This window comes from Pseudomonas putida (genome assembly GCF_016406145.1).
GTDB lineage: Bacteria > Pseudomonadota > Gammaproteobacteria > Pseudomonadales > Pseudomonadaceae > Aquipseudomonas > Aquipseudomonas putida_E.
Genome location: NZ_CP066306.1, coordinates 2,934,655 through 2,954,537, shown reverse-complemented (window position 1 = coordinate 2,954,537; position 19,883 = coordinate 2,934,655). Strand labels below are relative to the sequence as shown.

The following is a 19,883-nucleotide window of genomic DNA, read 5'->3' as shown; positions in this document are numbered from 1 at the left end:
GTTTAGCTTTCCACCCGCTTCGCAGCATCGACACCCGCTGCAGAGAGCTTGATCGGATAGTTGACACTGAACTGCCGGTTACTGTCGACCGTTACGCTGCCATCGTGAATCAGCCCATGCTCCTGCAGCGTCTTGAGCGCATCGGCAACGGCATTTTCACCGCGATAGTTATCCAGCACTTCCTTGCCCAAGCCCTGTGGGTGGGCGTGCAGCAGACGCGTCAGTATTTCGGTCTGCAAAGTATCGTTAGTCATGTGTGTCCTCCGATCACTTGCCATGCTTGGCCTGCAGGGCTTTGGCCTGTTCCAGGTGCTTCTCGAGCGTTGGCAGGGTTTCGCTGGCGAAAGCCTTAAGCTCTGGTTTGTCGGACGAAGCGGCTTCTTTCTTGAACAGCTCCACGGTTTTTTCGTGGGCATCGACCTGGTTGTTGACATAGGACTTGTCGAACGACTCCTCGCGCCATTCAAGGATCATTTTCTTGACCTTGTCGGTCAGCGCCGCCTCATCGGGCACGCTGATATCCAGCTTGCGAGCGATGTCGCCGAGCTTCTGGTTGGCTTTGGTGTGATCGGTGACCACATGCTGGGCGAAGGTCTTGATATCAGCGTTCTGGCTCTTTTCCAGGGCCAGATTACCGGTGACCACCTCGGCGATACCTGCCTCGGTGGCTGCATCGACAAAGTCATCGGAGGAAGCCGCCTGGGCCTGCAGCGACGCCATGCCCAGCACCAGCGACAAACCTGCGCGTTTTATGAACAGATTGCTCATGTTTCACTCCTTGCTATCGGTGGCGCGACCTCAGTGTCGCGTACGGTTGAGCCAGGGAGGTGAGCATAGGTTTAATTTTTTTCAGGGCTTTTTGTCAGGGCAAGTGATCACCGCGACGCCTAGGTTGAACGATACGCAGCAGTAACGCTCACACATTCAAAGGTTGCCGCGAAGGAGCAGGGTATGAGCATAGAGCGCAGCATTCCCGAACTTGAGGCGTGGTACGCGCAATACGATGATGACAGTTACCGCCGTGAGTCCCCGGATGCCTATCATCACGAATTGCTACGCACCGCCGAAGCGCTCCGTGATGACGGCGCTATCGATTGGGATGACTGGCTGGCCCTCAAGGCCTTGGCAGACGAGGCCCAAATGGGCTCACTGCAGGAGGCGGTACAAAGTCATGTGGATGACCCTGGCACATGAAGCCATTGCGCATTGCCACGTTCAATATCAACGGCATCGGTAGCCGGCTGCCGGCGCTGCTCGCCTGGCTGGAGCGGGAAAAGCCCGATGTCGCCTGCCTTCAGGAGCTCAAGGCGGCCGACACGAAGTTCCCCCGTGAGGCCATCGAAGCCGCAGGCTATGGCTGCCTGTACATGGGGCAGCCCTCGTGGAACGGAGTGGCCATCCTCGCGCGCGACAGCCAGCCGCTGGAAGTTCGGCGCGGCCTGCCAGGCATGGAAGATGACAGCCAGAGCCGCTATCTGGAAGCCGCAGTACAAGGTGTACTGGTAGGTTGCCTTTACCTGCCAAATGGCAACCCGCAACCGGGGCCGAAATTCGAGTACAAACTGCGCTGGTTCGAATGCCTGGTCAAGCATGCGCACGACTTGCTGGGCAGTGGCCATCCTACTGTGCTGGCGGGTGATTTCAATGTCGTGCCGACTGACTTCGACATCTACAACCCCAAATCCTGGCTCAAGGATGCCTTGCTCCAACCCGAGTCGCGCAACTGCTACCAGGCCTTGCTTGAGCAAGGCTGGACCGATGCCATTCGCCAGCTGTATCCCGATGAACGCATCTACACCTTCTGGGACTACTTCCGTAATCACTGGGCACGCAATGCCGGATTGCGCATCGACCACCTGTTGCTCAGCCCGGACATCGCGTCGCACCTCAAGGCCGGCGGCGTAGACGCGTGGGTGCGCAACGAGCCCAAGCCCAGCGACCATGCACCGGCATGGATCGAACTGGGTACGTGAAAGCAGCAGTGATCTATAGTGACAGGCGGCAAACGCTTGAGGGCAAGGACTTCCATGGGTGCGGGCGGAAAACAGGACGAAGACGGGCTCTTCACCGTAACCGGTGAGGCTCGCGCGGTGGCGCTGTTCCGCCTGGTGCTGTCGTTCATGGCGGTTGTGCTGCTGACCTTCGTATCGATCGAAGGGTGGCGTATCTGGCGCGACTACAGGCAGGCTTCCATCAATGCCGAGAATATTGTCAGCAACCTGGCCAGGGCCACGGCGCAGCACGCCGAAGATGCCATTCGCCAGGTGGACGCGATTACCGCTGTGCTGGCCGAGCGCCTTGAAGGCGATGGTTTCGATCATCTCGATCGCCCCCGCTTGCACGCCCTTCTGGCACAACAGAAAACGATCATGCCGCAACTGCACGGTTTGTTCGTATACGGGCCGGATGGCAGCTGGATCGTCACCGACCAGGCTTCCATCCCGGCAAAGGCCAACAATGCCGACCGTGACTACTTTGCTTACCACCAGACCCACACTGACCGTGAGGTGCGTATCGGTTCGGTGGTACGCAGCCGCTCCACCGGTGACCTGATCATTCCAATCTCGCGCAGGCTGGAAAATCGCGATGGCAGCTTTGCCGGGGTGTTGCTCGGCACCATCAAGGTGGACTGGTTCGTGCGCTATTACGGTGATTTCAAGATCGACGAGCGAGGCGCCCTGGTGCTGGCCAAGCGAGACGGCACGATCCTGGTACGCCGGCCGTTCGTGGAACACGTAGTCGGCCACAGCCTTGCAAACAGCGAAGTCTTCCGACATCACCTGCCTCATGCGAGCGAAGGGCTGGTTGAAGCGGTGGCGGTCGTTGATGGTACGCCCCGCCTGTACGCTTATCGCGCCCTGACGCGATATCCGTTGGTGGTAGAGGCGGGCTTGTCGCGTGAGTCGATCATTGCGCCCTGGCGGCAAGATGTCATCAAGTCAGCCTTCATTCTGCTGCTTTTGCTGGTTGGGTTGAGTGGCTTCGGCTGGGTGGTATTGCGCCAGTTGCGTGAGCGGATCGCTATCGAAAGGGCGCTGCACCAGGCCCACCAGACCCTCAGGTCGCTGGCCCTGACCGACAGCCTGACCGGGCTGGGAAACCGCCGCAGGCTGGATGCGGTACTGGATGCGGAAATCCGCCGGGCGCGGCGACTGGGGCATGCGGTGGCGCTGGTAATGATCGATCTTGATTTTTTCAAACTGTACAACGATCGCTATGGCCACCCTGCGGGAGATCAATGCTTGCGCCGCTTTGCCGAATTGCTGCAGCAGGTATTGAAGCGCCCGGCGGATCTGGCGGTGCGTTATGGTGGAGAGGAGTTCACGGTTTTACTTCCTGACACTGACGTAAAGGGGGCCGAACAGGTTGTCGATGAAATTCTGCAACTGCTACGCCGCCTGATGATCGAGCATGCCGGCAGCCCGCTTGGCCTTGTATCTGCCAGTGCCGGGATTGCTGTCGGGCATCCGGCAGTGGATGCGAGCAGCCCCGAAAGCCTTATGTCTGCGGCTGACGGGGCGCTGTATCAGGCCAAGCGCCAAGGGCGCGATGGCTATGCCGTCGCTGATCGCATGGCGATGAGTGCTGGTAATTAAGCCAAGACCCGCTTAATCGGTGGCCATGACTTGTGCCTGTAGCTGCCAGCGTACCGAACTGACGCCTTTCTCCAGGCTTACCCGGCTGACCAGGCGCTCCAGTTGCGCCGGTGCCTGTGGGTTACCGAGCAACTCTGCGCGCACCTCCAGGCGCGCAGGGTTGGCCAAGTCTTCGCTGTGCAGCGACTGCAGGCGCAGTTCCGGGTCGCCCAGGCTGTGCAGCATCAGGCTGCGTACCTGAATTTCATCTTCGGCACGGCATACCACGCGCACCTCGAAGCGTTGTTCGGCCTCGCTGGCCGGCACCACGCCCTGGCGGTCCAGGCGTTGGGCGATGTCGCGCAGCAGTATGTTGGCACACAGCACCACCAGGCTACCCAGGGTGGCCTCCAGCAGCAGGCCGAGGCTGCACAGCACCCCGACAGCCGCCGTGCACCACAGTGTGGCTGCAGTGTTCAGGCCGCGCACCGTGAAACCGTCGCGCATGATTACACCGCCCCCCAGAAAGCCGATCCCCGAGACCACATAGGCGGCAACCCTTGAGGCATCGGTGGGGGCCATGCCCGGTACCGCCTGGGTCATCAGCACGAACAGGCAGGCGCCAGTGCTGACCAGCGCATTGGTGCGCAGCCCGGTCATGCGTTGGCGCAGCTGGCGCTCGGCACCGATCAGGGCGCCAAGCAGCAATGCGATGCTGGCACGCAGCAGAAATACTTTCCAATCCATAGCGAACCTCTTGCACGGGCACATGCCCGCTCTAACGCCATCGCGAATGGCGCGGTTGAAAGACCAGGAATACGCAGGACCACAAGAGGAGGAACGAGGAGGGCTCAAGCCGCAGAGGCTGAGAAATCCACCGCCTGGCCAATAGCGAGACAGTGGCAGGAAGCTGCCGGACTAGCTTGCCGTGTGGGCCTGTCGCAAGCGACTGGGGCTACTGTCCAATGCAGGACTCCTGTTCAAGGGTGCGAAATTGCGGGGAGGACCTTACGCCGCAGCTTGTGCAGGGGTCAAGGGCGAAAACATGACAATGGCTTCATAAGGAAACGCCCTACAGCAAGCCACGGCTGCATGGAAAAAAACGCTGTTACTCGGTACCCTTGCGCCACTCTTTGTCATCCCCCCGGACCGTTACATGCTGCTCAATTTTGTTGTGCTGATTGGCACTCTGGTGGCCATGGAAGGCGTCGGCACGCTGGCGCACAAGTACATCATGCATGGCTGGGGCTGGTGGCTGCACCGTTCGCACCATGAGCCCCACCTGGGCATGCTGGAGGCCAACGACCTGTATCTGCTGGCCCTGGGGATCATCGCTGCGGTTTTGATGGCCCTGGGCAAGGCCGGCCATGCACCCTTGCAGTGGGTGGGCGGGGGTGTGGCGGGTTACGGGATATTGTACGTGCTGGCCCACGATGGGTTCTTCCATCGGCATTGGCCCCGCAAGCCACGGCCCATCAACCGCTACCTCAAGCGCCTGGATCGTGCCCATCGCCTGCACCATGCGGTCAAGGGGCGTACAGGCAGCGTGTCGTTCGGCTTTTTCTACGCACCGCCCATGAAGGTGCTCAAACGCCAGTTACAGGCCCGACGCCGGCGCAACTGAGGGCGTCAATTTACCGTTTCGCCCTTGCTTTGAGCCTGCTCCGTGCCGTGCCCACGGCTCACCCACCAACCAAACCCTGCTGCCGTGAAAAACATGATCAGACTATAGAGCGCCGCCGGCACCGCCATGGTGGCGTTGTTCAGCAGCGATGGGCTCAAGGCGACGGCGATCGCCAAGGTGCCATTGTGGATACCGATCTCCATGCCGATGGCAATGGCCTGGCGCTTGGGGATGCTCAAAAGGCGCGGCACCCAGTAGCCGACGGCGAGGCTGATCACGTTGAACAGCAGTGCAGCCAGGCCTACAACGGGAGCGTACGCAACCACGGTCTGCCAATCCTTGGCCAAGGCCAGCACAATGGTGAATGCCAGGAACAGTGCCGCCACCAGTTTCATGGGCCTTTCCATGCGTGCGGCAAAGCCTGGCGCCCAGTGGCGGATCATCATGCCCAAGGCAACCGGCAGCAGCACGATGGCGAATACCTGCATGACCTTGGCAAATTGCAGCGGGATGGCCTGATCTGACGCCATGAACCACATCAGCGACAGGTTGACCAGCAACGGCATGGTCAGAATGGCGATCAGGGAGTTGACCGCCGTCAGGGTGATGTTCAACGCCACGTCGCCATGGGTCAGGTGGCTGAACAGGTTGGCGGTGGTGCCGCCCGGGGAGGCGGCCAGCAACATCAGGCCGACGGCCAGGGCCGCCTCCAACCCAAGACCGTTGGCAATCAGGAAACACACCAGCGGCAGCAGAAGAAGCTGGCAGGCCAGGCCGATGACCACCGGCTTGGGGTACTTCACTACGCGAGCGAAGTCGGCCAATGTCAGCGACAAACCAAGGCCAAGCATGATGATGCCCAAGGCCAAAGGTAGGAAGGCTGTAAGCAAGGGCGAAGCGGTCATGATGGCTACTCGGGCAAGGGATCAAGCCAGTCTAGGCCGGTGCTGAACGATAGCTAATTGCAATGGGCCAGCACTTGGTAACCTTTTGTTACTGAGGCGTCCGGTTGCCAGATGGCAAAGCGACTGCACACCGCGTTGCGACGGGCCGCTGCGCGCAGTAGCATTCGCGCTTTTACCAAGGATTTGCCTGTCATGCCGTTTCAGCAAGGTCTGCTTGCCACCCCGGTGCCGGCCCAAGCCCGCCACCTGTTCTTCACTCTGCAGTCGCCCGAGGCGTTGCCTGCAGCACTGGATGCGCTGCTGCCGCATGTGGATGGCGAACACCTGATCATGGGTGTAGGCGCGCCTTTGGCAAAGGCCTTGGGCCGCGAAGTGCCTGGCTTGCGTGCATTCCCCCAATTGGACGCAGCCGTGGAGAACCCAAGCACCCAGCAGGGGGTGCCTTGTGGCTGTGGCTGCGTGGCAACGAACGTGGTGACCTGCTGCTGCAGGCCCAGGCGCTGGAACAGGCCTTGGCACCGGCACTGCGCCTGGCCGACAGCATCGACGGCTTCCTGCACCGTGGCGGCCACGACCTGACCGGTTACGAGGACGGTACCGAAAATCCGGTTGATCAGGATGCTGTCGACGCGGCCATTGTCGCGGGCGAGCAGCCGGGCCTGGCAGGCTCCAGTTTTGCTGCTTTCCAGCTGTGGAAGCATGACCTGGAGTACTTCAAGTCGCTGCCCCAGACGGACCAGGACAACATCATTGGCCGGCGGCTGAGCGATAACGAGGAGCTCGACGATGCGCCGGAGTCGGCACACGTCAAGCGCACTGCCCAGGAAAGCTTCGCACCCGAGGCATTCATGGTTCGTCGCTCGGTGTCTTGGGCAGACCACCGTGGCGCAGGCTTGGCGTTTGTCGCTTTGGGCCGAAGCTTCGATGCCTTCGAAGTGCAACTGCGGCGCATGAGCGGGCTGGAAGACGGCATCATTGATGGCTTGTACCGCTTCAGCCGGCCGCTGACAGGTGGTTACTACTGGTGCCCGCCGATGACCGACGTCAGCCTGGACCTGAGCCTCCTGCTGAAGGCCTGAGGACTAAACATCCAGAAACGAAATCACCTGCAATCGGGGGGTAGGGCGACTAGCCTTGAAAGTTTCCGACTTATGACGGGAGCTTTGCCATGTATGCACGTCGCGATGTCCTACGTGCCGGCGCGGTTTTGGGGCTGTTGGCCACCAGCCCTTGGTTGCGCGCTGCCCCAAGCACCGGCTTGCTGACCCGCAAGGTACCGTCCACAGGCGAGGCCTTGCCGGTTATTGGCGCAGGTACCTCCGGCAGTTTCGAGGTCGAGGCCGGCTCGGCCGATTACCAGCAGCTAAAGGCCGTACTGAAAGCGTTCTTCGAAGGCGGCGGCAAAGTCATCGACACCTCGCCGAACTACGGCGGGGCAGACCGTATTCTTGGCCAGTTACTGGAGGAGGGGGGCTGGCACCGGCAGTGCTTCATCGCCACCAAAATCGCCGCCGACAGTCGGGCTGACGCCGAGGCTCAATGGGCGGGTACCCTGAAAAGCCTGCGTACTGACAAGGTTGACCTGCTGCAGATCCACAACCTGCGAGACTGGAAGACTCAGCTGCCCTATGCCCGCGAACTCAAGCAGCAGGGCAAGACCCGCTATACAGGTATTACCCATTACCTGAACAGCGGCCATGACGAAGTCGCCCGCATCGTGCGCAACGAACCACTGGACTTCATCCAGATCAACTATTCGGTCAATGCGCCCAACGCGGCAAAGGAGTTGTTACCGCTGTGCCAGGACAAGGGCGTGGCAGTGCTTATAAACCGGGCATTCGATGACGGTCGTCTGTTTGCCAAGGTCAAGGACCGGCCACTGCCTGCCTGGGCCGCAGAAGCGGGAGTCAGCAGTTGGGCGCAAGTGTTCCTCAAGTTCGCCTTCAGCCATCCGGCTGTTACAACTGTCATCCCGGCAACCGGCCGCCCTGACCGCCAACTCGACCAGCTAAAGGCCGGCCACGAGCCTTTGTTCAGCCAGGCGCAGCAAAAGGCGCTGATCGAGCTGTTCGCCTGACACCATGGCCACCTGGCGCAAGCGTCTGGACCAAGGGCTGAATATCCAGCCTGGCGAGGGGCCGGCTGTGGCCGGTGGTTTGGCACTGTTCTACCTGCTGTTCACCGGTTATTTCATGCTGCGCCCGGTGCGCGAGACCATGGGCGTGGCAGGGGGCGTCGACAACCTGCAATGGCTGTTCACTGGCACCTTCATAGCTACGCTGATCTGCCTGCCGCTGTTCGGTTGGCTGGCCTCCAAGGTGCGCCGGCGGCATATCCTGCCTTGGACCTATGGTTTTTTTGCCAGCAACCTGCTGCTGTTTGCCCTGCTGTTTGCCAGCAAACCAGACGATTTGTGGAATGCGCGGGCGTTTTACATCTGGTTGTCGGTGTTCAACCTGCTGACCATCTCACTGGCCTGGAGCGTCCTGACCGACCTGTTCTCCACCGAGCAAGGCAAGCGCCTGTTCGGGCTGCTGGCAGCCGGGGCCAGCCTGGGCGGCCTGAGTGGGCCGGTACTGGGTACGCTGCTGGTCGCCCCGCTGGGGCACGCCGGGCTGGTCTCGCTGGCCGCTCTGTTTTTACTGGGCAGCATTGCCGCTGCCGGGTACCTGCAGCGCTGGCGTGATTGCCAACCAATGCCAACGCTGAGCGAGCAGCCAGCGTCGCGGCCACTGGGCGGTAACCCATTCGCGGGCGCAACTGCTTTGATGCGTTCGCCTTACCTTTTGGGTATTGCCTTGTTCGTGGTGCTGTTGGCTAGTGTCAGTACCTTCCTGTATTTCGAGCAGGCGCGGATCGTCAGCGAAACGTTCACTGACCGTACTCGTCAGACTCAGGTGTTTGGCCTGATCGATACGGTTGTTCAGGCCCTGGCCATCCTCACCCAAGTGTTCATCACCGGTCGGCTGGCCAAACGCATGGGGGTAGGGGTGTTGCTGGTGGCTGTGCCGTTGGTGATGGCAGCAGGCTTCCTCTGGCTGGCCATGGCACCGGTATTTGCGGTGTTCGTGGTTGTGATGGTGGTGCGCCGCGCAGGCGAATATGCCTTGGTACGGCCGGGCCGGGAAATGTTGTTCACCGTATTGCCCGCAGAGGATAAATACAAAGCCAAGAACTTCATCGACACCGTGGTTTACCGAGGAGGCGATGCGTTGAGTGGGTGGGTCAAGCGTGCACTGGATGTGCTCGGCGACCATCCGCAACTGGCTATGTTGATTGGCGCAGCGATTGCCTTGGGCTGGGGCCTGACCGGTGGGTGGCTGGGGCGCCGGCAGCGCAAGCTGGATGCCCGCGACACGCAACCGGCTGGTGCGCAAAATACACCGCCTCCGGTTATTTAACGCCACCGGTCCGAACGCTTGGCAATAAAACGAATGCCTCGCTATCGCTGAACTCCGAACCTATGTACGGCGCTTGCCGTGCATCCAGCAGTCACATGAGGTTTCAGACCATGGCTAACAAAGATAACAGCCGCACCGGCAGCCAGGGCGGCCAGGGTGGCACCAAAAACCCCGGCAATTTCGCCAACGACCGGCAAAAAGCTTCCGAAGCTGGCCGCAAGGGAGGGCAGTCCTCAGGCGGCGGTATGGCTCAAGACCGTGAGTCGGGCCGCAAAGATGCCGATATGCACAAGGACCGCGAGTCAGGCCAAAAAGGCGGCCGCTCGTAAGTGACGAGCACGCGGTGCCGGGTACTCCGGCACCGCGATTACTTAGCTGGTAAAGAGGATGTGCCATGCGAACCACAGCCATCATTGTTCTGCTGAGCAGCCTTACGCTGCTCGGCGGTTGTTTCGATCGTGACACCGATCATCCGGCCAAGGATGCAGACCAGACCAAACCTTCGCTGCAAATGCAGCAACCCGACGAAAAGCCTGCGCCACAGCCTGCACCTGACCCTGAGCCCATGCCACGGGAAGGCCAGAGCCAATAGTCAAGAGAGGAGCGAGGCATGACGGTCCTGATGCGCAGCACCACATCCAAGACGCCGGCGCCAACCGCGCATAGGCAATTGAGCAGCCGCTACCACGCGATGTTGTCCGGTGACTACACCGCAGCGCGCCAGTGGCTCGCCGAGCAGTTCGCTAAGGCGAACGCCATGGCCGATGACCTGCCGGAGGCGCCTGATCAACTACACGACTGGAGTGCACGACACGCCGCACAGGTTGCCGCCGAGCACGCTGCCTATCTGGCCGAGCGCCGTGAAGGCGCGCCTCGCCGTTATTTTGCCAACCGCGCCCACGCCTTGTGGTTCCTGCAACAGGTGGCACCGACCAAGGTTGTTGATGGTGCCTGGCTTCACGGGACCTTGGGCCACTGGCAAGACCCGCGCTATCACGGCCTGATCCGTACCTACCTTGAGGAACTGGGCGACGGCGATCCGCATTGCAATCACGTGCTTATCTACCAGCGGTTGCTCGGCAGGCTGGGTTGCCTGGATTGCATGCCTCTGGATGACGAGCGCTACCTGCAAGGGGCAGTACAATTGGCGCTGGGCAACTGCGCGCAGTGGTTTCTGCCTGAGGTCATTGGGTACAACCTGGGTTACGAGCAGCCACCTTTACACCTGTTGATCACCACCCACGAGCTGGCTGAGCTCGGCATCGACGGTCATTATTTCCAGCTCCATGTAACGATCGACAATGCTGCCAGCGGCCATGCCAGCAAGGCCATCCAGGCGGTGCAGCAGTTGTGCCCGGCGCAGGATGCTGAGGTGTTTTACCGTCGAGTCAGGCATGGCTACCGCCTCAATGATCTGGGCATCGACACGCCCACGCTGATCAGCGGCTTCGACCTTGAAGCCCAACTGCTGGCTGCCTTGGAGCGCAAGCGCGTGTTCGGGCAGTTCATGCACGCTGACCGCTGCCGATTGCAGCAGCGAACGGTCAACCAATGGCTGTCCGAACCCGCTGCGCTACCCGCATTTTTGCAGGCGCTTGTGACCCAAGGCTGGATCAAGCGCGGGCAGAATCCAGCCGACAGCCGCTGGTGGTCACTGGTCGATGGTCCGGGCGCCCCCATGTTCGGAGTCTTCAATGCCTACGAGAAGCAGCTGTGGCACGACTGGATCGCCGGCGACTGGCAGAGCGCAGTGCGTCGCGTGCCGCCAGGCAGTTGGGAGGCTTCGCTGCACCAGGCACCGCATGGGGAAGAAAACCATGAGAACGTCGATATCGAAACGTTGATCGATGACATGGCGGGCAATCAGCACGCCTTGCCGCAGGGGTTGTCTGCCACTCGGGCGTACCTGCATGCCACAGGTCTTGGCGAGGAGGGGCCGCACTGATGATACTCAACCCGCAACGAGCCCAGGCCGATGAAGCCTTGCTGCAACTGGGCCGCGGCCTGCGTGCTGACGGTTACCAGTTCACCTGCGTGACGCCGGCCACCCATGCACACAACAATGCCCGCCGGGGCGCAGAGCGGGCCGGCAACCTGCGCGACGTATTCGGCTGGAGCCGCCCGTTCCCGGCGTCATTGATCAGCGCCGACGAACTGGACCAGCTCAGCACCGCGCAGGTGCTTTACGAGGACGGCGCACTCCTGCGCAGCCGAGTACGTTGGTCCAGCCTTGACGATCTACTGCTGGTGCATTCCGCCTACCCGACCGAGGCGGCTGATGCGGTGTTCTTCGGCCCCGACAGCTATCGCTTCGCCCAGGTCATCCATGACCATCTACAGCGCAGCCCGGTACGGATCGAGCGCGCTGTGGACATTGGTTGCGGCAGCGGCGTCGGTGCCTTGCTGGTCGCCCGCGCAGCGCAACATGCCCAGGTCTGCGCCGTCGATATCAACCCTGTGGCACTGCGCTATACCGCGATCAACGCTGCGCTGGCGGGGGTGAGCAATGTGTCCATTGCACACAGTGACCTGCTGGCGGGGATCAGTGGCAATTTCGACCTCATCGTAGCCAATCCACCCTACATGCTTGATGACGGCCAGCGCACGTATCGACATGGCGGCGGTACGCTGGGCGCCGATCTGTCGTTGCGCATCATCGAACAGGCGCGCGAGCGTCTGAGCCCCGGCGGATCACTGTTGTTATACACAGGCGTGGCGATCGTCGAAGGTCGTGATCCTTTGCTCGAAGCCATTCGCCTGCGCCTGGCGGGGCCTGAATGGGCCTGGGTGTACCGTGAGGTCGACCCGGACGTATTTGGTGAACAATTGCTGCAGCCAGGTTATGAGCAGGTCGAGCGTATTGCTGCAGTAGCGCTGACGGTCAACCGCAGTGCATGACGCGCTATTGCAGCTTGCCACCCCGATGGGGCTTGCAATCAGTTAGCGTTCACCGACAATGGCAGCGCCCTTAGCAAGCCATTTGGAACGCCCTGCGCCATGATGCTGACCCAGCAATTCCCCGACATTACGCTGGCCGACACCCTGTTCGTATTCGCCCTCGAGGCTGAAGCCGGTACTGTGTTCGCTGATCTCAATACGGTTTTCACCGGCATCGGCAAAGTCAATGCTGCCATCGCCCTGACCAAGGCGGTTCAGCGCCAGCGCCCCAAACTGATCGTTAACCTCGGTTCGGCAGGCAGCCAGCGATACGGCAAGGGGGAGGTGGTGTGCTGCACGCACTTCGTGCAGCGCGACATGGACGTTACTGCGCTGGGCTTCGCCCGCTACGAGACGCCGCTGTCGGACGTTCCGGTGCTGCTCGAGCATGGCCAGCCGATAGAAGGGCTGCCGCTGGGCACCTGCGGCAGCGGTGACAGCTTTGAGGTCAGCCACGGCGATGCTCCATACGACATCGTCGACATGGAAGCGTACGTTTTGGCGTTGATCGCCCGTAATGAAGGCATTCCGTTCGTGTGCCTGAAATACATCTCCGATGATGCCGGCAGCGATGCGGCCCAGGACTGGTCTGTGCAGGTACATCTGGCCGCCGAGGCGTTCAAGCGCGTGCTTTTCGCCATCGAACCCTGATCAGCCATGACGATCAAGCCACTGTAGTTTCGACAGCCGTAGGGCATTTGGGCTAAACCTTCAGCGCGCCGTGCAGTCATTTCAGGTAAGCGCCCGACATTTCCGGGCCAAGGAGGTGGCTGATGACCATTGTCTGTCTGCTGCGGGGCTGCCACTGGCGCGCCATGACCCAACCCGAAGTGCCTGGGCTGCAATGCCAGCTTTGCGAACGCTGTGGCGCCCTGCGTTACTGCCAGCCGGGCCATTCCCTGCAACCTTCGGAGGCACGCCATGGCTAGGGCAATCTGGAAAGGCGCGATCAGTTTCGGCCTGGTGCATATCCCCGTCTCGCTCAACACGGCAGTGCGCACCGAGCGCGTCGATTTCGACTGGCTGGACAAGCGCAGCATGGAGCCGGTGGGTTATAAACGGATCAACAAGGTGACCGGCAAGGAAATCGACAAAGACAACATCGTCAAAGGTGTGGAGCACGAGAAAGGTCGTTATGTGGTGATCAGCGAGGAAGAGATCCGCAAGGCCCGCCCGGAAGCGACCCAGACCATCGATATCTTCTCATTCGTGGCTGCCAGCGAGATCCCCTTGCAGCACTTCGATACACCGTATTACCTGAGCCCGGATCGTCGCGGCGGCAAAGTCTATGCGTTGCTGCGTGAAACACTGGAGAGCACTGGCAAGGTGGCGCTGGCCACGGTGGTGCTGCATACACGCCAGCACCTTGCATTGTTGCGGCCGCTGGACGACGCGTTGGTGATGATCACCTTGCGTTGGCCCGAAGAGGTGCGCGGCCTGGAGACGCTTGAGCTGGAAAAAAGCGTGACCGACACCAAGGTCGACAAGCGCGAACTGGACATGGCCAAGCGGTTGGTCGAAGACATGAGCGGCTCGTGGGCCCCTGATGAGTACCATGATGCGTTCCGCCAGACCATCATGGACCTGGTGGAAGAAAAGGCCAGCAAAGGCAAGATCAGCGTGGTGGACAAGGGCGAAGGGGGCGAAGCGGAGAAAAGCGCCGATATCATCGACCTCACCGAACTGCTCAAGCGCAGCCTGGGCGGTAAAGCTGCGAAAAAAGCACCTGCCGAAAAGAAGCCTGCCAAGCGTACTCGCAAGGCCTCATGATTGCGTGGGGCGGGCGCCTGCCTTGAGACCGAGCGCCGCTCACGCTGCGCCCGTTCTCAAGAACACTAACCACCCTGCGACAGGCTGATCACCCGTCCAAACGAACCTGCAGCCCCCCCAGAAAATCCCCAAACCCTTCCCGAGCCCGGCTGTCGCCTCTGCTGCTGGTCGCCACACTGTGCTTGGCCGTCCATACGATCTGTGCGCCGCTAGCCTCCAGGTCGCGTACCAGCTGCACGTCCTCATGCGCCGCCAGCGGTTGAAAGCCCCCCACACGCTCATAAGCGCGGGCACAGACACCAAGGTTTGCACCATGAATATGCCGATGGCCCTCACATGCCTGATAACCGCTGCGGTACAGCTTGCGTAGCGCAGCGCGTTGCCAGGGCTGCCAGTGCTCGATGTGCACCGTGCCACAGACTACCTCGGCAGTGCAGGCCAGTTGCCAAAGCAGCCAGTGCGAGGGCACTTGGCTATCGGCATCGGTACAGGCCAGCCAGCGGGCGCCGCGGTCCAGCATCAGCGCAGCGCCAAGCCGGCGGGCCATGCCAACGCTGCCAGCCTCCACTGCCAGCGTGTGTACCCCGAAGCGCTTGGCCACAGCGGCACTGGCATCACGGCAGCGGTCCAGCACCACCAGCACCTCGACCTGCTGGCCTGCCTGCCTGGCCAAGGCAACCGCCGCCGCCATGGCCTTGAGGCAGCGCCCCAGCCGTCGGGCTTCGTTATGGGCGGGAATGACGACAGCAATCATGGGCATATCTCGTCCAGGTCGACCACGCTAGGCTCGGCTGACCAGTACTCCAGCAGGAAGTCCGCCTCTTCGTGGCGAAATACCGGGTACAACGGCACGTGTTTGGCCAGCAACTGATGCACTTCACGCCCATCCTGTGGGCAGCCTGCGATCGGATGGCGCCAGTGACAGGCCAACAGGCCACCGTCATAAGTGAGGCTCGCAACCGACTGCTCGATCACCTGCAACCAGTCGGTAGCGTTCAGGTAGTAACCCACTTCGCTGAGCACGATCAGGTCGAAGCTGCCGCCAGGCCAGTCCGCTGGTAAGCGGCCAGTGACGACCGAAGCATTGGGCAAGCCCGCCAGGCGCTGGCGAGCCAACGCCACTGCCGTAGGATCAAGGTCTTGGCACAGCAGTTCGGCACAGCGCTCCGCCAGCGAGGCGCTCAGCTCGCCATTGGCGCAGGCGGGTTCGAACACCCGCTGGTAGCACTGGCGCGGCAGGCTGGCCATCAGCAGGTCGCGTTTGCGGCGCTCGTACCAACGGGTACGAAACGCCCAAGGGTCGTCATTGTTGGCATACAGGTCGGCGAAATATTGCGCATCGATACTCATGACAACTCCTTTACAGGAACACCAGTTCGAAGGGTTGCAGCAGGCAATCGAGCAGGGTGGCAGGCAATACCGGCGCGCGCCCCTGGTCGGGCTCCAGCTGGCTGTGATGCGCCGCCAAGGCCCGACGCTTACGCGCAACCCGTGTTTCATCCAACTCAATGCGATGCGCCCGCGACCAGGGTAGGCGGGGGTCGTCAGGCTGTGCCCAATGCCAGGCCCACACGGGCACCTCCACCAGTTGCACCTGGCGCGCCAGTGCGGCTTGCGCTGCCGCCCGGCCAAGCGCTTCATGGTCGCAGTGGCCGTCGCCGCGCCAGGTTGTCATCAGCACATCATCGGGCTTGAGCAGTTGGTTAAGGTGATTGACCAGAAACGCTTCGTCTCGCGGCAGCGCACCGTCTTTAAGGTGCAGGCGCCGCCAGTCCAGCCGGTTGAGGTCCAGGTCCAACTGTTGCAAGGCGTGCCTGCTTTCAAGAGGCCGTTGGCGGCGCAGGCGGTGTTCGGTCCAGGTCGCGGATTCAGGGTGGCTCCCTTCACCATCGGTGGCGGAAATCAGCAGCACGTCCTGCTCGCGGCCGTGCAGCCCTGCCAACAGTCCGCCGGCCATGAGGATTTCGTCATCGGGGTGCGGAGCCAGCAATACCAAGCGCCGGCCTGCGGGTAGCAACTGGTCCGGCGTGATCCAGCTCGCCCGCGCCAGGTGTGCAGACTGCTGCCACGCGGCCCACGGCCTGCCTTCACTGGCCTTGATCAGGTTCTCACTCATAGTTGCCAGGCTCCTGCCGGCACCTGGGCCAGCTGTTGGCCAAGTTCGGCCAGGTCGCGTTCAGCATGGCTTTGCCGCATGAAGACCGGGAGGTCGGCGCTTAGCCGTGCAAAATGGCTGCTGCGACAGAACGGCGTTGCACCCAACGCACGCCCCACATGGTGGATCACCTGCTCTACAGCATGCTCTACCTGGGCACGCACACGGCGCACCTCGAAGCTGGCGTCGGCGCTGGGCTGGCGATCTATCCACGCGGCACATTCGCGTAGTGCTGCACGGGCACCGTACAACGCCGCATCCACTGCCCCAAGGTGTGCCTGGGCATGAGGATCAGGGCGTGGTTTGCGGCAACGTTCACGCAAGTAATCGGCCAGCGCCTCTGCGGCGCCGTACCAGCAGGCGGCGATCCCCGCACCGCCGTGCCAGAAACCGGGGCGCGAAAGGTACTGCCCTGGCTGGCCTACGGCGATCCCGGGCGAACCCTCAAAGGTGATTTCAATGCTGGCGGTCGTGGCCATACCCACTGCTTGCCAGTGATCGACCTGCAAGCCTTGGGTGGGGTGGGCCAGTTCGATCGCCACCAGTTGCGGCTGGTCACCTTCAGCCCAGGCAGTGATCAGCGCACGGTCGATCTGCAAGGCACCTGAGCACCAGGCCTTGCTGCCGGCAAGGTGCACCTGATCGCCGTCACGGGCAATGATCCGCGCTCGCGCTTCAGGGGGCTCTGCGGCCCACACGCCCCATACAGCATCCCCCACCAGGTGAGCAGCGCCGCATTCAGCCAGGATCGCCAGCGCGTCGGTATGGCCTTCGTACACTTTGGCCAGTGCCAGGTCGCAGCCGGCAATGCGCGCCAAGGTCTGCCAGCGCTGCAAGGTATGTCCTTGGCCCGGCAGCGGGAGCAGGTCGAGATGGTCCGCCAACAGCGCCTGCATCAGTTGCGAAAGCTTGGTGTCCAGGTTCAAAGGCTGCGCGCGCTCGCTGAACGTACGCAACAGGCTGTCGAGGGTGTTCAGGTCAAAATCCTGAATGATGCTCATGTCATCCCCATCTGTTTGCGCATGCGCGCTGTGATTGACTGTCGGGTCTTGCTCATGTCCGCCCAAGGGTCATCGACCTCGGCCAAGCGTTCGTGCAGGTTGCCGATGTGCCACTGGTTGGCGCCCTTGAGGTGGCCAAGTTCCTCGCGCCAGATCGGCACCGACACCGGCAGGCCTTCCCGGGCGCGCAGGGAGTAGGCACAGGCGGTGGTCGCGCCTTTACCGTTGCGCAGGTAATCGATGAAGATCCGTCCGACCCGGTTCTTTGGCCCGGACACGGCGCTGAGCCGGTCGGGGAACAGCTTGGCCAGGTAATTGACGATGGCATGGCTGAAGTCTTTAACCTCGTCCCAGCCCGCACGGCGGGTCAATGGCACCACCAGGTGCATGCCTTTGCCACCGCTGGTCTTGAGGAACACTTTGAGGCCCAGTTCATCGAGCAACGTGAGGGCGAGCTGAGTAGCATCGAGCATGGCCTTCCAGGGCAATGCCGGGTCCGGGTCAAGGTCGAGCACAAAGCGGTCGGGCTTGTCGAAGTCTTTGTCGGTGGCATTCCAAGTGTGCAGTTCAAGCATGTTCATCTGCACGGCACCGAGCAACGTGTCAGGACGGTTGATGACCATCGCCGCCTGGCCGGCTTCGGCCTTGTCGTAACTGAGCACATTGGCGATATGCAACTGGCCGGCGTTCTTCTGGAAGAACAGTTCGCCATTGAGGCCCTCCGGCGCCCGTACCAGCGCCACCGGGCGGTCTTTGAGTTGCGGCAGGATCCACTGACTGACGCCGGCGTAGTATTCGGCAATCTCCCGCTTTGTCGCACCAATGCTGGCGTCGATGATCCTGTCCGGATGCGTCAGGCGCAGGTCGCCCAGGTCTTCTGTCGCTTTGGCACGCTTGGCTTTTGGCACGGTCTTGGCTGGCATGGCACGCTCCTGGTCGATGGCGCTGGCAGGTTTGTCGTCGCGCAGCCCATGGAAAACCGAATGGCGAACCACGCCGTCCCGGGTCATTTGCGCATAAGAAACCTCGGCCATCAGTTTTGGCTTGAGCCAATGAACTCCTCGGGCTTCAGCCCCGGTGGGTGGCCGGGGCAGGGCGGGTTTGCCGATTTCCAGGGGTTTGAGGCGCGCATGGATGCTGTCGAGCGTGGTGGCGCTGAAGCCGGTCCCGACCTTGCCGGCATAGCGGAGCTCACCGGTGTCCGGGTCATGCAGGGCGAGCAGCAGCGCACCGAAGCCGCTGCGGCTCCCCTTGGGGTCGGTGAACCCGACGATCACAAACTCCTGGCGCTGTTTGCACTTGAGCTTGATCCAGTCAGCACTGCGCCGGCCTGTATACGGGCTACCGGCGCGCTTGCCGATCAACCCTTCGAGCTCCAGGCGGCAGGCGCTGTCGAGCAGCGACTCCACCGGTTGCTGGAAGTCGGCGGAAAACTCCAGAACCTCGGACTGATCCTGCTCAAGCAGTTTACCCAATGCTTTGCGCCGGTCCTCCAAGGGCAGCGCGCGTAGGTCCTGGCCACCCAGGAAGAGGAGGTCGAACAGGTAATAGACGATTTGCTCGTCGTGGGCAGTGTCGAAGGCATTCTGTAAGGCCTGGAAGTCCGTCGCCCCGTTGTCGCCGTTGACGACCATCTCACCGTCAAGCCAGGCGCTGTCCAGACCTAAAGCGCGAAGCGCAGCCACCTGTCGTGGCATTTTGTGGCTCCAGTCATGGCCGTTACGGGTGAACAGCCGCACGTCGTCGCCTTCAATCCGGGCAAGCACGCGATAACCGTCGAACTTGACTTCATAGCGCCAGTCGCCAGCGGGGGGGGAATCCACCAGGGTCGCAAGCTGCGGCTGCAGTAGACCGGGCAAGGCCGCTTTCTTGCCCGCACCGGCCCGCTTGCGCTTGGGCGCCGGCGCCGGTTTGGCGCTGGCATTGCGTCGCGGCACCAGCGTGCGATCGCTGATCACGCTGTCAGGCTGCGCTTCAACGATGCTGTAGTCGGCCTCGCTGCGTGCCTGAGCGTCGTGGGACTTGACCAGCATCCACTGCTCTTTCTTGCCTGCCAGACGGGTGCGGAACAGGTTCCACACGCCGCTCAGCTTCTCTCCTTGCAAGCGAAAGCGCAGCTTGCCCTTGGCATAGGCCTGGTTTGCGTCACCCTCTGGTTCCCAGACGCCACGATCCCAGACGATTACATCGCCGGCGCCATAGTGACCCTCCGGGATATTGCCTTCGAAATCGGCGTAAAAGTCGAGAGGGTGATCCTCTACGTGTACCGCCAGGCGCCGCACCTTGGGGTCCAGGGAGGGCCCCTTGGGGATGGCCCAGCTTTTCAGCGTACCGTTCAGTTCCAGACGGAAGTCGTAATGCAGGTGGCTGGCGTCGTGCTTCTGAATGCAGAACTGCAGGGCATGATTACGTTTTGCACGGCCGCGCTTGCCACTGGGCTCGGGTGTGGCATTGAAGTCGCGCTTGCGCTCATATTCCTGCAGGGGCTTGGCCGTCATCTAAGGCTCCCAGGGGT

At 61.8% G+C, this 19,883-nt stretch carries 22 protein-coding genes and 1 pseudogene; 14 read left to right on the top strand and 9 right to left on the bottom strand.

Going from position 1 to position 19,883, the window contains the following annotated elements:
• Positions 1-2: 2 nt before the first annotated feature.
• Positions 3-254 (bottom strand): hypothetical protein, encoded by a 252-nt coding sequence (locus tag JET17_RS13570; RefSeq protein WP_012314522.1) that lies wholly within the window; start codon positions 252-254, stop codon positions 3-5.
• Positions 255-267: 13 nt separating this feature from the next.
• Positions 268-768 (bottom strand): DUF4142 domain-containing protein, encoded by a 501-nt coding sequence (locus JET17_RS13565; RefSeq protein WP_012314521.1) that lies wholly within the window; start codon positions 766-768, stop codon positions 268-270.
• Between the two features lie 183 nt (positions 769-951).
• Here JET17_RS13565 and JET17_RS13560 point away from each other — a divergent pair, with 183 nt between their 5' ends.
• From JET17_RS13560 to JET17_RS13550, 3 genes are read left to right on the top strand one after another with little or no spacing between them, the layout of a single operon-like run.
• Entirely contained in the window at positions 952-1,194 is a 243-nt protein-coding gene (locus tag JET17_RS13560; RefSeq protein WP_012314520.1) for a hypothetical protein, read from the top strand.
• Positions 1,191-1,973 carry an exodeoxyribonuclease III gene (xth, locus tag JET17_RS13555; protein ID WP_012314519.1) on the top strand — a complete coding sequence of 261 codons (783 nt, stop codon included), beginning with the start codon at positions 1,191-1,193 and terminating at the stop codon, positions 1,971-1,973. The genes JET17_RS13560 and xth overlap by 4 nt, the downstream gene beginning before the upstream one ends.
• A 54-nt stretch (positions 1,974-2,027) precedes the next feature.
• A complete protein-coding gene (locus JET17_RS13550) occupies positions 2,028-3,596 on the top strand; it encodes a sensor domain-containing diguanylate cyclase (RefSeq protein ID WP_012314518.1) in 1,569 nt (522 codons plus the stop codon).
• Between the two features lie 12 nt (positions 3,597-3,608).
• On the opposite strand, the gene JET17_RS13545 is transcribed toward JET17_RS13550, so the two are convergent.
• Positions 3,609-4,322 (bottom strand): MgtC/SapB family protein, encoded by a 714-nt coding sequence (locus JET17_RS13545; protein ID WP_012314517.1) that lies wholly within the window; start codon positions 4,320-4,322, stop codon positions 3,609-3,611.
• A gap of 409 nt (positions 4,323-4,731) precedes the next feature.
• Here JET17_RS13545 and JET17_RS13540 point away from each other — a divergent pair, with 409 nt between their 5' ends.
• Positions 4,732-5,199, top strand: a complete 468-nt coding sequence (locus JET17_RS13540; protein WP_012314516.1) for a sterol desaturase family protein — start codon at positions 4,732-4,734, stop codon at positions 5,197-5,199.
• Positions 5,200-5,204: 5 nt separating this feature from the next.
• Here the strand turns inward: JET17_RS13540 and JET17_RS13535 are convergent, their stop codons facing one another.
• Positions 5,205-6,104 (bottom strand): bile acid:sodium symporter family protein, encoded by a 900-nt coding sequence (locus tag JET17_RS13535; protein WP_012314515.1) that lies wholly within the window; start codon positions 6,102-6,104, stop codon positions 5,205-5,207.
• Positions 6,105-6,296: 192 nt separating this feature from the next.
• On the opposite strand from JET17_RS13535, the pseudogene JET17_RS13530 reads away from it, so the two are divergent.
• From JET17_RS13530 to JET17_RS13485, 10 genes and pseudogenes are all read left to right on the top strand, one after another.
• Positions 6,297-7,183: pseudogene (locus tag JET17_RS13530) on the top strand (Dyp-type peroxidase).
• An 89-nt stretch (positions 7,184-7,272) separates the two neighbouring features.
• Positions 7,273-8,181: an aldo/keto reductase gene (locus JET17_RS13525; protein ID WP_012314513.1), complete on the top strand. Its 909-nt coding sequence runs from the start codon at positions 7,273-7,275 to the stop codon at positions 8,179-8,181.
• Between the two features lie 4 nt (positions 8,182-8,185).
• Positions 8,186-9,505, top strand: coding sequence for an NTP/NDP exchange transporter (locus JET17_RS13520; protein WP_012314512.1), 1,320 nt, complete (start codon positions 8,186-8,188; stop codon positions 9,503-9,505).
• A 110-nt stretch (positions 9,506-9,615) separates the two neighbouring features.
• Entirely contained in the window at positions 9,616-9,834 is a 219-nt protein-coding gene (locus JET17_RS13515) for a general stress protein (protein ID WP_012314511.1), read from the top strand.
• Positions 9,835-9,899: 65 nt separating this feature from the next.
• Positions 9,900-10,097: a hypothetical protein gene (locus JET17_RS13510; protein ID WP_042111482.1), complete on the top strand. Its 198-nt coding sequence runs from the start codon at positions 9,900-9,902 to the stop codon at positions 10,095-10,097.
• Between the two features lie 18 nt (positions 10,098-10,115).
• Positions 10,116-11,450, top strand: a complete 1,335-nt coding sequence (locus JET17_RS13505; RefSeq protein WP_012314510.1) for an iron-containing redox enzyme family protein — start codon at positions 10,116-10,118, stop codon at positions 11,448-11,450.
• On the top strand, positions 11,450-12,403 hold the full coding sequence (locus tag JET17_RS13500) for a methyltransferase (RefSeq protein WP_012314509.1): 954 nt from the start codon (positions 11,450-11,452) through the stop codon (positions 12,401-12,403). Before JET17_RS13505 ends, JET17_RS13500 begins: the two co-directional genes overlap by 1 nt.
• Positions 12,404-12,502: 99 nt before the next feature.
• The gene (locus tag JET17_RS13495) at positions 12,503-13,093 is read left to right on the top strand and encodes a nucleosidase (protein WP_012314508.1); all 591 of its coding nucleotides are present in this window, start codon (positions 12,503-12,505) and stop codon (positions 13,091-13,093) included.
• Positions 13,094-13,215: 122 nt separating this feature from the next.
• On the top strand, positions 13,216-13,371 hold the full coding sequence (locus JET17_RS13490) for a PSPA7_2676 family Cys-rich small protein (protein ID WP_190273308.1): 156 nt from the start codon (positions 13,216-13,218) through the stop codon (positions 13,369-13,371).
• Positions 13,364-14,212 (top strand): Ku protein, encoded by an 849-nt coding sequence (locus JET17_RS13485; protein ID WP_012314507.1) that lies wholly within the window; start codon positions 13,364-13,366, stop codon positions 14,210-14,212. Before JET17_RS13490 ends, JET17_RS13485 begins: the two co-directional genes overlap by 8 nt.
• Before the next feature lie 88 nt (positions 14,213-14,300).
• Here JET17_RS13485 and JET17_RS13480 read toward each other — a convergent pair whose 3' ends face one another.
• Genes JET17_RS13480 through ligD form a run of 5 tightly spaced genes read right to left on the bottom strand, consistent with a single transcriptional unit; the run spans position 14,301 to position 19,866 of the window.
• Positions 14,301-14,966, bottom strand: coding sequence for a glycosyltransferase (locus JET17_RS13480; RefSeq protein ID WP_042111982.1), 666 nt, complete (start codon positions 14,964-14,966; stop codon positions 14,301-14,303).
• Positions 14,963-15,562: a class I SAM-dependent methyltransferase gene (locus JET17_RS13475; protein ID WP_012314505.1), complete on the bottom strand. Its 600-nt coding sequence runs from the start codon at positions 15,560-15,562 to the stop codon at positions 14,963-14,965. Before JET17_RS13475 ends, JET17_RS13480 begins: the two co-directional genes overlap by 4 nt.
• A gap of 10 nt (positions 15,563-15,572) precedes the next feature.
• Entirely contained in the window at positions 15,573-16,328 is a 756-nt protein-coding gene (locus JET17_RS13470; RefSeq protein WP_012314504.1) for a PIG-L deacetylase family protein, read from the bottom strand.
• Complete coding sequence (locus tag JET17_RS13465) at positions 16,325-17,368, bottom strand: acyl-CoA dehydrogenase family protein (RefSeq protein ID WP_012314503.1); 1,044 nt, start codon at positions 17,366-17,368, stop codon at positions 16,325-16,327. The genes JET17_RS13470 and JET17_RS13465 overlap by 4 nt, the downstream gene beginning before the upstream one ends.
• Positions 17,365-19,866: a DNA ligase D gene (ligD, locus tag JET17_RS13460; protein ID WP_198823180.1), complete on the bottom strand. Its 2,502-nt coding sequence runs from the start codon at positions 19,864-19,866 to the stop codon at positions 17,365-17,367. The genes JET17_RS13465 and ligD overlap by 4 nt, the downstream gene beginning before the upstream one ends.
• Positions 19,867-19,883 lie beyond the last annotated feature (17 nt).